General features: G+C 66.4%; 8 protein-coding genes. All 8 read left to right on the forward strand.

What is annotated here, in order from left to right:
- Positions 1-165 precede the first annotated feature (165 nt).
- The 8 genes from IVA96_RS24850 to IVA96_RS24885 all read left to right on the forward strand — a co-directional run bounded on the left by IVA96_RS24850 (position 166) and on the right by IVA96_RS24885 (position 13,871).
- Positions 166-2,670, forward strand: a complete 2,505-nt coding sequence (locus IVA96_RS24850; protein ID WP_247276506.1) for a PAS domain-containing sensor histidine kinase — start codon at positions 166-168, stop codon at positions 2,668-2,670.
- The gene (tsaE, locus tag IVA96_RS24855) at positions 2,667-4,187 is read left to right on the forward strand and encodes a tRNA (adenosine(37)-N6)-threonylcarbamoyltransferase complex ATPase subunit type 1 TsaE (RefSeq protein ID WP_247276507.1); all 1,521 of its coding nucleotides are present in this window, start codon (positions 2,667-2,669) and stop codon (positions 4,185-4,187) included. The genes IVA96_RS24850 and tsaE overlap by 4 nt, the downstream gene beginning before the upstream one ends.
- 87 nt (positions 4,188-4,274) lie before the next feature.
- Positions 4,275-4,592, forward strand: a complete 318-nt coding sequence (locus IVA96_RS24860; RefSeq protein WP_247276508.1) for a PilZ domain-containing protein — start codon at positions 4,275-4,277, stop codon at positions 4,590-4,592.
- A gap of 123 nt (positions 4,593-4,715) precedes the next feature.
- Positions 4,716-5,438: a nucleotidyltransferase family protein gene (locus IVA96_RS24865; protein WP_247276509.1), complete on the forward strand. Its 723-nt coding sequence runs from the start codon at positions 4,716-4,718 to the stop codon at positions 5,436-5,438.
- A gap of 242 nt (positions 5,439-5,680) precedes the next feature.
- Positions 5,681-8,827 (forward strand): double-strand break repair protein AddB, encoded by a 3,147-nt coding sequence (gene addB, locus IVA96_RS24870; protein WP_247276510.1) that lies wholly within the window; start codon positions 5,681-5,683, stop codon positions 8,825-8,827.
- The gene (gene addA, locus IVA96_RS24875; RefSeq protein WP_247276511.1) at positions 8,821-12,330 is read left to right on the forward strand and encodes a double-strand break repair helicase AddA; all 3,510 of its coding nucleotides are present in this window, start codon (positions 8,821-8,823) and stop codon (positions 12,328-12,330) included. The genes addB and addA overlap by 7 nt, the downstream gene beginning before the upstream one ends.
- Before the next feature lie 67 nt (positions 12,331-12,397).
- Complete coding sequence (trxA, locus tag IVA96_RS24880; protein WP_074121876.1) at positions 12,398-12,718, forward strand: thioredoxin; 321 nt, start codon at positions 12,398-12,400, stop codon at positions 12,716-12,718.
- 145 nt (positions 12,719-12,863) lie between these two features.
- Positions 12,864-13,871, forward strand: a complete 1,008-nt coding sequence (locus IVA96_RS24885; protein ID WP_247419829.1) for an ATP-dependent DNA ligase — start codon at positions 12,864-12,866, stop codon at positions 13,869-13,871.
- Positions 13,872-13,883: the final 12 nt, after the last annotated feature.

Below are 13,883 nucleotides of genomic sequence, written 5' to 3' on the forward strand. Positions count from 1 at the left end.
CCGAAGAACTACGTGCGTTGGAACAACGTGCCCGGCATTTTTGGGGGGCCGCCTTTGCGTTCACGATCTGGACTCTTACCGGCGGAGTCACGGTGAGGGTATTGTCTTTTGATTCGCGCGCGACGGGGGTCGCCGCGCGCAAATCCGTGCGATCTTGGGGCAACTATGTCAGGCGTGATCGTGTCGATGCGTCGGACGCTGCTGTCGTGCACATCGTTGGTGCGCAACGGCTTGTTGGGAGGCGCTTTGGCGGCGCTGCTGCCGGCTGCGCCGGCTGAGGCCGCCGACCTCGTCGACACTCTCTCCATCATGCTGGATTTCAACCGGCAGGAACTCGCGGTGCTCGCCACTGCGCTGGCCCTGCTCGGCTTCTCGGTGATGGCCGCGATCCTGTTGATGCGCACGCGCGTGCGCACGGCGAAGAACGAGGCGCGGCTGCGCGCGCGAATCGGGGAACTGCAACTTCAGGCCGATCGCTTCGGCGCCCTGCTGTTCGCCGAGCCGCAGATCCTGATCTCCTGGGCGGCCGGCGACAATCGCGCGCAGATTTCCGGTGACATCTCCATGGTGCTGCCGCGCGATTCCTCGCCGCAACGCGTGCTCGCATTCGGAACCTGGCTGCCGCCGGAACCCGCGCTCCAGATGGATCATGCGGTCGATGCGCTGCGCGAGCGCGGCGATGGGTTCCAGCTGACGCTGACGACTGCGCATGGCCACACGCTCGAGGCCATCGGCCGCGCCATCGGCGGCCAGGCCATTGTGCGGATTCGCGAACTCTCCGGGCTCCGGCGCGATCTGGCCGAGACCAATCTGCGTTACAAGGCGCTCTCCGACGAGACCGAGATGCTGCGCGGCTTCGCCGCCGCAGCACCCTGGCCGATCTGGGCCAAGGGGGAGAATGGCGCACTGACCTACGCCAACCCCGCCTATGTCCGAGCGACTGAGGCGAACAGCATCATCGATGCCCAGGAGCGCAAGCTCGAGCTGCTCGACAGCGCCAACCGCACCGCGATGGACCGAGGGCTGAAGGACGCCGCCAATTTCACCTCGCGGCTGCCGATCGTGATCGGTGGTGAGCGGCGCATGTATGACGTGCGCGCGGTCAATGTCGGCAGCGGCAGTGTCGGCGTCGCCATCGATGCCAGCGAGGCAGACGCGCTGAGCTCGGCCCTCGTACGCATGGCGGAAGCGCATCGCCGCACACTGGACCAGCTCTCCTCGGGCGTTGCCGTGTTCGATGGCCAGCGGCGCCTCGCCTTCTACAACGATTCCTATCGGCGGCTGTGGGACCTCGACCGCACCTTCCTCGACGCCAACCCTGATGATTCCGGTGTGCTCGACCAGCTCCGCGCCGCGCGCAAATTGCCGGAGCAGCCGGACTTCCGCGCCTGGAAGGCCAAGCTGCACGAAGCCTATCGCGCGGTCGAGACCGCCAAGGACACCTGGTACCTTCCCGACGGCCGCGCGCTTTCCGTCGTCACCACGCCGAATCCCGAAGGCGGCGTCACCTATCTGTTCGACGATGTCACCGAGAGCCTCGAGCTCGCCCGCCGCTTCGACGGCATGATCCGGGTTCAGCGCGAGACGCTGGACAGCCTCGCGGAAGGCGTCGCGGTGTTCGGCAGCAACGGCAAGGCGCAGCTGTTCAACCCGGCCTTTGTCCGGATGTGGAAGCTGTCCAGCGATGCCATGCGCGACGAACCGCACATCCAGACGGTCGAAGGCTGGTGTCATCAGCTCTACGATGATCCCGTGGTCTGGCGCCAGATCCGCGAAGCCATCACCTCGATCGAGAACCGCGCCGACGTGCCGCTGAAGCTGGAACGCAAGGACGGCAGCGTGCTCGATGGCATGATCCGCCCGCTGCATGACGGCGCGACCATGTTGACGTTCCAGGACATCACCGACACCGAGAATGTCGAACGCGCGCTGCGCGAGCGCAACGAGGCGTTGGAGGCCGCCGACCAGATGAAGGTGGATTTCGTCCACCACGTCTCCTACGAGCTGCGCTCTCCCCTTACCACCATCATCGGCTTCGCGCATTTCCTCAGCGATCCCTCGACCGGACCGCTGACGCCGAAGCAGGCCGAATATCTCGACTACGTCACCAAATCGACCAATGCGCTGCTGGCGCTGACCAACAACATCCTCGATCTCGCCACCATCGACGCCGGCGCGATGAAGCTGGAACTCGGCCCGGTCGACGTCAGCAAGGCCATCGAGCTCGCGGCCGAGGGTATCCAGGACCGCCTCGCCACTGACCGCATCCGCCTCAAGGTCGAGATCGCGCCCGACATCGGCAGCTTCATCGGCGACGAGAAGCGCGTGGTGCAGGTGCTCTATAACCTCCTTGCCAACGCAGTCGGGTTTTCTCCACAGGATTCCACCGTCGGCATCAGCGCACGCCGCACCGAGCGCAGCGTGGTCTTCACCGTGACAGATTCAGGGCCTGGAATACCTGCCGACATGAAGGACAAGGTGTTCAACTGGTTCGAAAGCCGCTCGCAGGGCTCGCGTCACCGCGGCGCCGGGCTCGGCCTGTCGCTGGTGCGCTCCTTCGTCGAGCTGCATGGCGGCAAAGTACGGGTGGACTCGATCGTCGGCCGGGGCACGGTCGTGATCTGCGACTTCCCGACCGACCAGGCGGCGCATCGCGACGCCGCCGAATGACCGAAGCAACCACATTCTCCGTCGCGCTCCACAACGAGACGGCTACCGCGCAATTGATGGCCGACCTCGCGCTGCTGGTCGGCCCCGGCGACGCCGTCACGCTCACTGGCGATCTCGGGGCCGGCAAGACCGCAGCCGCGCGCGCCCTGATCCGCTATCTCGCCGGTGACGAGACGCTGGAAGTTCCGAGCCCGACCTTCACGCTGGTGCAGGGCTACGAGCTGCCACCCTTCCCGGTGATGCATGCTGACCTCTACCGCGTCGAGGACGAGAGCGAGCTCGAGGAGATCGGGCTGTCGCCGCTGCCGGACGCAACCCTCGTTCTGATCGAATGGCCAGAGCGTGCGCCGTCGGCGATGCCCGAAGACCGCATCGACATCGCGCTGACGCACCGGCCGGCGCTGGGCTCGAATGCGCGCGCGGCCGACATCACCGGTTACGGCAAGGGCGCCGCGCAAGTCGTGCGACTGAAGGCCCTGCGCGAATTCCTCGACGCCTCCGGCTATCTCGACGCGACGCGTCGGCGCATGGCCGGCGATGCCTCGACCCGCTCCTATGCGCGGCTGCTGCGCGACGGCGAGACCGTCATTCTCATGAACTTTCCGCAGCGCCCCGACGGCGCCGCCCTTTATGACGGAAAGTCCTACAGCGCCGCAGTGCATCTCGCCGAAAATGTAAAGCCCTTCGTCGCCATCGACGAAGGCCTGCGTGCACAGGGAATCTCTGCGCCCGCGATCCACCATTCGGATCTCGACCACGGCTTTCTGATCACCGAAGATTTCGGCAGCGAAGGCGTGATCGAAGGCGATCCGCCGCGCCCGATTCCCGAACGCTATGAGGCTGCGATCGATGTGCTGGCCATGCTGCACGGCAGGACGCTGCCGGAAACCTTACCGCTCGCCGGCCAGAGCTACGAGATACCGGTCTTCGACGCCGAGGCGCTGCTGATCGAGATCGGCCTGATGCCGGAATGGTATCTGCCCGATCGCAATGCTCCGCTCAGCCAAGAGGCGCGCGCCGAGTTTCTCGCGATGTGGCGCGAGCTGCTGAAGAAGCCCTTGGCGGCGCCGCGGACGTGGATCATCCGGGACTACCACTCGCCCAATCTGATCTGGCTTGGGAATCGCAGCGGCATCGAACGCGTCGGCGTGATCGATTTCCAGGACACCGTGCTTGGACCGAAATCCTACGATGTGGTGTCGTTGCTCCAGGACGCCCGCATCGACGTGCCCGAAAGCCTCGAGCTGACGCTGCTGTCGCGCTATATCAAGGCACGCCGCGCCAGCGACGCAAGCTTCGACGCCGCCGGCTTCGCCGAGCTCTACGCCATCATGTCGGCGCAGCGGAATACCCGCCTGCTCGGCACCTTCGCCCGGCTGAATCGCCGCGATGGCAAGCCGCATTATCTGCGTCACCAGCCGCGGATCTGGACCTATCTCCAACGCTCGCTGGCGCATCCCGCGCTCGGCTCTTTGCGCGACTGGTATCTCGCCAACGTCCCGCCGCCGCAACCCTGATCCGGGCCCGATTTACCAGCCGTTAGCCAAGATGTCGCTATTCTGGCCGCGAGGCAGCCGGATCGTTACGGGGCTGGAGCAAGGGTGATGACGGCGAAAGCGGATCAGCGCGGCAATAACCGGGTCGTTTTCGAGCGCGGGGTTCCGGCCCAGATGATGGGCATCGACGGCACCTGGCGGCGTGACTGCACCATGGAGGACGTTTCCGATACCGGCGCCAAGCTGACCATCGACGGCTCGGTCGAAGGCCTCCATCTGAAGGAATTTTTTCTCCTGCTGTCGTCCACCGGACTTGCGTACCGGCGCTGCGAGCTGGCCTGGGTCAATGGCGACCAGATCGGCGTCAATTTCCTCAAGCTCGGCGACAAGAAGAAAAAGGTGCGCTCCACCGCCATCGGGGCGTGACGGCAACACCCGTCGTACAACCGTCACGGCGGGCGATTAAGGCGGTTGGGATGCGGTGCGGCTGGCCGAGGCTCATGCTAGGATTGCCGCGAAAGCGAAATCAAGGGATTTGAGAAAGCGAGAATGTCCGTCAAACCGACCAAAGCCATGGTGCTTGCCGCAGGGTTCGGCCTGCGCATGCGTCCGCTGACGGACAAGATGCCGAAGCCGATGGTGCCGGTGGCCGGCCAGCCGCTGCTCGACCACGTGCTCGACAAGCTCGGCCATGCCGGCGTGACCGAGGCGGTGGTCAACGTGCACTATCTGCCGGACCAGATCATCAATCACACCGCATCGCGCCAGCATCCGCGCGTGACCATCTCCGACGAACGCGACCAAGTGCTCGGCACCGGCGGCGGCGTCGTGAAGGCGCTGCCGCTGCTCGGCGACGCGCCGTTCTTCCACGTCAATTCCGACACGCTGTGGATCGACGGCGTGCGCTCGAACCTGACGCGGCTTGCGGAAAACTTCGACCCCGCGCGCATGGACATTCTGCTGCTGATGGCGCCGACCGCGACCAGCATCGGCTATAGCGGCCGCGGCGATTACGGCATGCTGCCCGACGGGGCCTTGCGCAAGCGCAAGGAAAAGGAGGTCGTTCCGTTCGTCTATGCCGGCGCCGCGATCATGTCGCCCGCGATCTTTGCCGATGCGCCCAGGGGCGAGTTCTCGCTGACAAAAATGTTCGATCGCGCCAACGAGCAGGAGCGGCTGTTCGGCCTGCGGCTCGACGGCGTCTGGATGCATGTCGGCACGCCTGATGCGGTGCATGCGGCTGAAGAGGCGTTTCTGGAGAGCGTGGCCTAGGGCTGCTTCCATGTCCCGGACGCGGTGCAGCGCGTAGCGGTGCGCCGCTGAGCCGGGATCCAGAAAGCTACAGGCAAGGCGGCGAGATGGGCCCCGGCTCTGCAGCGCATCGAAGGAGCGCTGCGCTGCGTCCGGGGCACGAGAACGGTGATGCCGCGCAAACGGCGGGGAAGACGTCACCTCGGCCCATGACCATTTGACCTTGTCTCCCTATATTGGCGCCTGATCGAATCAGGCAGCCCATGCGCGTTTTCAGCGTTCCCATCTCAGTTCCGTTCCTGCGCACGGTCGTCGCGAGCCTGCTCGACGGCCGGCTGGCCGATGGCTTCGAGGCGCGCAAGGAACCGGCGCGGCTTGCGGATGCGACTCTGTACCTGCCGACCCGACGCGCGATGCGCGTGGTCCGCGAGATCTTCCTCGACGAGATGAAGGCGGATGCTGTGGTGCTGCCGCGCATCGTCGCACTCGGCGACATCGACGAGGACGAGCTCGCCTTTGCCGACGAGGGCGAACAGTTCTCCGGCGCGACGCCGCTCGACATTCCGCCCCGGCTCGGCGAGCTCGAACGGCGGCTGACACTTGCGCAACTGGTGGCGGCCTGGGCCAAGCGCCCGGTGCTGTCCCCGCTGGTGGTCGGCGGCCCCGCCTCGACGCTTGCATTGGCGTCCGATCTTGCACGGCTGATCGACGACATGGTGACGCGCGGTGTCGACTGGAGCGCGCTCGATGGGCTCGTGCCTGATAATCTCGACCGCTACTGGCAGCACTCGCTCGAATTCTTGCGCATCGCGCGCGTTGCCTGGCCCGGCCACCTCGCCGAGATCAAACGGATCGAGCCGGCGGCACGGCGCGATCTCCTCATCGCGGCGGAAGCCAGGCGGCTGACCGCGCATCCGAACGGGCCGGTGATCGCGGCCGGTTCAACCGGCTCGATGCCGGCCACCGCTAAATTCCTCCATGCGGTCGCATTGCTGCCGCATGGCGCCGTGGTTCTGCCGGGCCTCGACACCGATCTCGACGAGGACGCCTGGCGCACCATCGGCGGCGTGCGCGATGCGCTCGGCAAGTTCGCGGAGCATCCGGCGTCGAACCATCCGCAATATGCCATGCATGCGCTGTTGCAGCGTTTTGGCATCAAGCGCAGCGACGTCGACATTCTCCAGCCGCCGGCAGAAGGCGGGCGCGATCTGCTCGCATCGGAATCGATGCGGCCCTCGGCCAAGACGGAAGTTTGGCATGACCGGCTGAAGCAGCCGGATGTCGCCGCAAAGATCGCTGGCGGCATGAAGAACCTGGCGGTCGTGGAAGCCCCCAACCCCGAAATGGAAGCCCTCGCGATCGCCATCGCGATGCGCGAGGCGCGGCATCTCGACAAATCGGCGGCGCTGGTGACGCCCGATCGCGCGCTGGCGCGGCGGGTAATGGCTGCGCTGACCCGATGGGACCTCGCCTTCGACGATTCCGGCGGCGACGTGTTGATGGAAACGTCGGCCGGTGTCTTTGCCCGCCTCGCAGCAGAGGTCGCGACCAAGGGCCTGGAGCCGCCGACGCTCCTGGCGATGCTGAAACATCCGCTGTGCCGGCTCGGCCGGCTACCTGGCGCATGGAAGGCGGCGATCGAGGGACTCGAGCTCGCGGTCTTGCGCGGCACACGCCCACCCGCCGGCACGGCCGGCCTGTTGCGCGAATTCAACCGCTTTCGCGACGAGCTGGCAAAGCTGTGGCGCAGCGAAGTCTCCGCGCTCCATCGCGCGGAGCCCCGCGCGCGGCTCAAGGCGGAGGATCTCGATCGCATCCAGGCGCTGATCGATGCTTTGCGACACGCATTGGCGCCGATCGAGAGCCTGGCCTCATCAAAACCTTATGACTTCGCCGAGCTCGCGCACCGGCATCGCGAAATCCTGATCGAGCTGTCGCGCGACGAGCAAGGCATTCCGCTCGCCTTCGAGGATCGCGAGGGCCTCGCCCTCGCCAGCGCCTTCGACGATCTGCTGCGCGGCGGAACGACCAGCGGGTTGATGGTGCCGTTGCCTGACTATCCCGATGTCTTCCAGACCGCGTTCGGCGACCGCGCGGTGCGGCGGCGGGATAGGCCCGGCGCGCGGCTGCAGATCTACGGCCCCCTGGAATCGCGCCTGATGCAGGCCGACCGCATCATCGTCGGCGGTCTGATCGAGGGCGTCTGGCCACCGGCACCACGCATCGATCCCTGGCTGAGCCGGCCGATGCGGCACGAGCTCGGTCTCGATCTGCCGGAGCGCCGCATCGGCCTCTCCGCGCATGACTTCGCACAGCTGCTCGGCGCCGACGAGGTGATCCTCACCCATTCCGCCAAGGCCGGCGGCGCGCCGGCGGTGGCGTCGCGCTTCCTGCACCGGTTAGAGGCGGTTGCGGGCGACCATCATTGGAACGCGGCAGTTCGCGCCGGCGAGAAATACGTGCAGTTCGCCGGCGCAATGGACCAGCCCGACGAGGTCAGGCCGATCAAGCAGCCGGAGCCGCGACCGCCGCGCGCGACGCGGCCGCTCAAGATGTCGGTCACCGAAATCGAAGACTGGCTGCGCGATCCCTACACGATCTACGCCAAACGCATCTTGCGATTGGATGCACTCGATCCGGTCGACATGCCGCTCTCGGCTGCCGACCGCGGCTCGGCGATCCATGGCGCGCTCGGCGAGTTCACGGAAACCTATGCGGCACGCCTGCCCGACGATCCCGCGCGCGTGCTGCGCGCGATTGGCGAAAAACATTTTGCCCCGCTGATGGAGCGGCCCGAGGCGCGGGCGCTGTGGTGGCCGCGTTTCCAGCGCATCGCGCGCTGGTTCGGCGAATGGGAGACGGCGCGGCGCGACGCGATCGAGGCCATCACGGCAGAGACCCACGGCGAGATCTCGATCGCGCTCGACAACGCGCGCAGCTTCCGCCTCTCCGCGCGCGCGGACCGCATCGAACGGCGCCAGGGCGGCCGCTATGCCATCCTCGATTACAAGACCGGGCAGCCGCCCACCGGCAAGCAGGTCCGCATGGGCCTGTCGCCCCAGCTCACGCTGGAAGCTGCGATCCTGCGCGAGGGAGGCTTCCCAGACATCGAGGCCGGCGCGTCCGTGAGCCAGCTCGTCTATGTCCGCCTCAGCGGCAACAATCCACCGGGCGAGGAGCGCGTTCTCGAACTCAAGTTCAAGCCAGGCGACGAGCCGCAACCACCGGACACCGCGGCGGCCGAGGCGCGCGCCAAATTGGAGGCGCTGATCCGCGCCTTCGAGGACGAGAACCAGGCCTATACCTCGCTGAACCTGCCGATGTGGGCGAACCGCTACGGCACCTATGACGATCTCGCCCGGATCAAGGAATGGTCGGCGGCCGGCGGATTGGGGATCGAGGAATGGTGAAGGCACCGCGCCCCATCCCCGACGAGGTGCGCGCGCGGCAGGCGCGTGCATCCGATCCGACCGCATCGGCTTTCGTGTCGGCCAACGCCGGCTCGGGCAAGACGCATGTGCTGGTGCAGCGGGTCATCCGTCTGCTGCTCGCGGGCGTCCCGCCGGAAAAGATCCTCTGCATCACCTTCACCAAGGCCGCGGCCGCCAACATGGCCGAGCGCGTGTTCACCACGCTCGGTCATTGGGTGACGCTGGACGACGCTGCGCTCGACGCAGCCATTCGCGCGGTCGGCATCCCGCATCCCAGTGCAAAGCTGCGGCGCGAGGCGCGAAAGCTGTTCGCCTGCGCGCTGGAAACGCCGGGCGGGCTGAAGGTGCAAACGATTCACGCGCTGTGCACGCGCCTGCTCCAGCAGTTCCCGTTCGAAGCCAACGTGCCGGCACGCTTCGCCGTGATCGACGAGCGCGACCAGACCGACATGATGGAACGCGCCAATCTGAGGGTGCTGCTGGAGGCCGCGCGTGATCCCGAGAGCCTCACCGGCCGCGCACTGTTGACGGCAATGGCGAGCGCCGCCGACGTCACCTTCAAGGAGGTCGTACGCGAGGCGTGCCTCAGCCGCGATCATTTCATGGCCTGGACCGACCAAGCTGGCGATGCCGGAGCGGCGGTCGAACAGATGGCGGCTGTGCTGGGAGTCGACGCGGGCGACCAGATCGAGGATGTCGAGACGGAGATTCTCGACGGCCCTTTCCTGCCGCGGTCGCGCTGGGACGATATCGCGCTTGCGCTGGAGGACGGCAGCAAGTCGGACAAGGACCAGGCCGGCCGGCTCCGCGAAGCAAAAGTCTTTTCCGGCAGCGCGCAGGTCGATGCCTATCTCTGCGTCTTCCTTACCGACGACAAGCTGCCGCGCAAGGTGGTGCTGACCAAGAAGCTTTGCGATCACAACCCGTCCGTGGCCCGCCTGTTCGAGGCCGAGGCGCAGCGGCTCGGTGGGCTGATCGAGAAGCGCCGCGCGGTGACCATGCGCGACCGCACCGCGGCCCTGCTACATATCGCGACCGCTGCTGCCCAAAACTACCGCCGCGAGAAGCAGGAGCGCGGACTGCTCGACTACGACGACCTCATCGACAAGACCCTGGCGATGCTGGACCGCGTCTCCGCGGGCTGGGTGCATTACAAGCTCGATCGCGGCGTCGATCACGTCTTGATCGACGAGGCCCAGGACACCAGCCCGCGGCAATGGGACATTGTCGCGCACATCATCTCCGAGTTCACCGCAGGCGAAGGCGCGCGCGAGGGGCTGAACCGCACCATCTTCGCCGTCGGCGACGAGAAGCAATCGATCTTCTCGTTCCAGGGCGCGGCTCCCCACGAATTCGATGCCCGACGGCGCGAGCTGCACCGCAAGTTCACCGCGGCCGGGCTGAAATTCGACCCGGTCGCCTTCACCTATTCGTTTCGCTCGGGCGCCACGATCCTGCACTCGGTCGATCACGTCTTCCGCGATCCCCAGATCTACAAGAGCATCCATTCGGTCGAGATCGGCCACCCCCTGCACAACGCCCTCGCCGATGCAGGGCCGAGCGTGATCGAGCTGTGGGATCTCGCGGAGGCCGACGATCGGCAGGATATCGAAGGCTGGCGCGCCCCCTTCGACGGCGTCGCCGTCACCAGCCCCGAAGTAAAGCTCGCTCACCGCATCCAGGCCGAAATCAAGCGGCTGGTCGAGAGCGGCACGCTGACGGGGCACGAAGGCGAACGCCGGCCGCTGCGCTATGGCGACATGCTGATCCTGGTGCGGCGACGCGGCAACGCATTCGATGCCGTGATCCAGGCGCTGAAGCATGCCAACGTGCCGGTCGCCGGCGCCGATCGACTCAAGCTCACCGAGCACATCGCCATCATCGATCTGATGAATCTCGCCGATGCGCTGCTGCTGCCGCAGGACGATCTCGCGCTCGCGGTGGCGCTGAAGAGCCCGCTGTTCGGGCTCGACGACGACGACCTCTTTACCCTCGCCTGGGATCGCAAGGCATCGCTGCGCCGTGCGCTTCGCGAGCATGCAGCCACACGCGAGAAGTTCGCCACGGCATTGCGGCGCCTGGAAGCCTGCGAGGCACGCGCGCGCGAGGAGACGCCGTTCGCGTTCTACGCCTGGCTGCTCGGCGGCGATGGCGGCCGTGCGCGCATCCTGCGCCGGCTCGGCTTTGAGGCCAACGATGCGCTCGACGAATTTCTTGAGCTGGCACTGAACTACGAGCGCAAGGCGCCGGCCTCGCTGCAAGGCTTCATGGCCTGGCTGCGTTCGGCCGACACCGAGGTGAAGCGCGACATGGAAATCTCGCGCGACGAGGTGCGGGTGATGACGGTGCACGGCGCCAAGGGCCTGGAGGCTTCGGTCGTGTTCATGGTGGACACCACGTCCTCGCCCGCGGACTCGCAGCGGCTGCGGCTGATCCATGTGCCGCGCGGCAATGGCGGCGAGGTGGTGGTCTGGGCCGGCCGCAAGGCGGACGACCCGAAGCCGGTCGCCGAGGCGCGCAAGGCGATGCTGGAGGAGACCGAGGACGAGTATCGCCGCCTGCTCTATGTCGCGATGACGCGCGCGGCCGACCGCCTGATCGTCGGCGGCTGCATGCCCGGCAACATGAAGACCGTCCGCAAGCTGAGCTGGTACGATCTGGTCGACACCGGTCTCGCCGGCTCGGGCCTGGACAAGCAGGTCATCGAGACGCCGCTCGGCAAGGTGACGCGGTTCTCGCGGCCGGAGGATATCGTGGCACTGGGCGCACCGGCGGCATCGGTCCGCCAGACGATCACGCTGCCGGGCTGGCTGCGGGCGCCGGCTCCGCGCGAGATCGTCGACGATGATGCCCTGCGCCCCTCGGGCCAGTCGGCCGAAGAGGGCCGCAGCGTACGATCAGGCGAATCGGTGCAGTCGCGCGCGCTGGCGCTGCAGCGCGGCACGCTGGTGCACCGCCTGCTGCAATCGCTGCCCGACATTGCCGCCGAGCGCCGGCGCGAGGCCGCACGCGACTTCATGGCCCGCAACGCCTCGGACTGGCCGGAGGCCGACCGCGCCGCGCTGGCCGACAAGGTGCTCGCCTTGATCACTGAGCCGCGCTTCGCCCCGGTATTTGCCGCCGGCAGCAGGGCCGAGGTTGCCATCGCCGGCAAATTGGAGCGGCCGGGCCGCGCCCCGGCGCTGGTGTCGGGGCAGATCGACCGGCTGGTCGTTCGCCCCGAGGAGGTCCTGATCGTCGACTTCAAGACCAACCGGGCGGCGCCCGGAAGCGCGGCCGAGGCACCCGCCGCCTATGTCCGGCAGCTCGCGCTGTACCGGGCGGTGCTATCGCGGCTTTATCCCCAAAAGCTGGTCCGCGCCGTCCTGCTCTGGACCGAGGCCCTTGAATATATGGAGATTTCGGCCCCCGCGCTGGACGCGGCGCTGGCATCCCTTCATCTCGGTGTGAGCGTCCTTGACCCGGCAAGGGGCCGTTCATAGGTTGACCTCATGATCCCAAGCGCGATTCCAGGTCGCGCCGATTCTTTCAACCGAGTGAGGTACTCCAATGGCCGTTAGCAAGGTTTCCGACGCCGATTTCGAAACCGAAGTGCTCAAGGCGAACGGCCCCGTGGTCGTCGATTTCTGGGCCGAATGGTGCGGCCCCTGCCGCATGATCGCGCCCGCGCTCGACGAGATCGCCGGCGCGATGGGCGACAAGGTCAAGATCGTGAAGCTCAACGTCGACGAGAGTCCGAAGACCGCGTCCAAGTACGGCGTCATGTCGATCCCGACCCTGATGATCTTCAAGGGCGGTGAGATGGCTTCCCGCCAAGTGGGCGCGGCGCCGAAGGCGAAGCTTCAGCAGTGGATCACCTCCGCGGTCTGATCCGCCTCGCGCAGGATTATTTTCGAAAGCGGCCGGCGAAAGCCGGCCGCTTTGCGTTGACGGGACATGTTCAGCGTAGGACGAGTCCCAGCCCTTGCCAGCCCCTCCCGCAAAACGCGCCCGAAAATCGGCCTCTCTCGTAGCAATGGAGGCGAGGTCGGTCGAGGCGATCCCGCGCGGCAAGGAATGGCAGTACGAGCCGAAATGGGATGGCTTCCGCTGCTTGCTGGCGCGCAGTGGCAGCAACGTCGATCTTCGCTCGAAGTCCGGCGAGGATCTCGCGCGCTATTTTCCTGAGATCGTCGCCGCCGCGCTGAGCCTGAAAGCGGATCGTTTCACGCTCGACGGCGAGATCGTCGTGCCGCACGGTAAAGGCTTTTCCTTCGACGCATTGCTGCAACGAATCCATCCTGCCGCAAGCCGCGTGAAGAAACTCTCGCAGGATACGCCGGCGCTCTACCTCGTCTTCGACCTGCTCGAAACGGCCAAGGAGAAGCAGCTTGCCGGAAAATCGCTGAGCGAGCGGCGCCCGCTCCTGGAAGCATTTGCGAAAGACCATTTGAAGAACAGCCTTTTCCATCTCTCGCCGGCGACGACGAGCTACGCCACCGCCCAAAAATGGCTGGCGCAGTCGGGCGGCGGCTCGGACGGCGTCATCGCCAAGCGCATCGACCTGCCCTACCAGGCGGGAACGCGCGAGGGCATGCAGAAGATCAAGAAGTTTCGCAGCGCCGATTGCGTGGTCGGCGGCTTCCGCTATGCCAGCAATAAGATCGGCGGACGCAACGTGGTCGGCTCGCTGCTGCTCGGGCTCTATGACGACAATGGCTTGCTGCACCATGTCGGCTTCACCTCGGCCATCAAGGCGCAGGAGAAGCCGGCGCTGACCGATCGCCTGGAGGCATTGATTGGCGAGCCCGGTTTCACCGGCAACGCCCCGGGCGGACCGAGCCGCTGGTCCACCGAGCGCTCGGCCAAATGGTGTCCGCTCAAGCCGAAGCTGGTGATCGAGGTCTGCTACGACCATTTCAGCGGAGAACGCTTTCGCCACGGCACCTCGATCCTGCGCTGGCGTCCCGACAAGGCACCACGGCAATGCACATTCGAGCAGTTGATGCAGAAAGTGGCCGATCCGATGAAATTATTGAAGTGAACGTAGCCGCAG

The sequence above is a fragment of the Bradyrhizobium sp. 159 genome (assembly GCF_023073795.1).
GTDB lineage: Bacteria > Pseudomonadota > Alphaproteobacteria > Rhizobiales > Xanthobacteraceae > Bradyrhizobium.

Excerpts from the sequence above, each read along its gene's own strand:
- IVA96_RS24850 (WP_247276506.1), top strand. The coding sequence starts at position 166 with ATGTCAGGCGTGATCGTGTCGATGCGTCGGACGCTGCTGTCGTGCACA.
- tsaE (WP_247276507.1), top strand. The coding sequence starts at position 2,667 with ATGACCGAAGCAACCACATTCTCCGTCGCGCTCCACAACGAGACGGCT.
- IVA96_RS24860 (WP_247276508.1), top strand. The coding sequence starts at position 4,275 with ATGACGGCGAAAGCGGATCAGCGCGGCAATAACCGGGTCGTTTTCGAG.
- IVA96_RS24865 (WP_247276509.1), top strand. The coding sequence starts at position 4,716 with ATGTCCGTCAAACCGACCAAAGCCATGGTGCTTGCCGCAGGGTTCGGC.
- addB (WP_247276510.1), top strand. The coding sequence starts at position 5,681 with ATGCGCGTTTTCAGCGTTCCCATCTCAGTTCCGTTCCTGCGCACGGTC.
- addA (WP_247276511.1), top strand. The coding sequence starts at position 8,821 with ATGGTGAAGGCACCGCGCCCCATCCCCGACGAGGTGCGCGCGCGGCAG.
- trxA (WP_074121876.1), top strand. The coding sequence starts at position 12,398 with ATGGCCGTTAGCAAGGTTTCCGACGCCGATTTCGAAACCGAAGTGCTC.
- IVA96_RS24885 (WP_247419829.1), top strand. The coding sequence starts at position 12,864 with ATGGAGGCGAGGTCGGTCGAGGCGATCCCGCGCGGCAAGGAATGGCAG.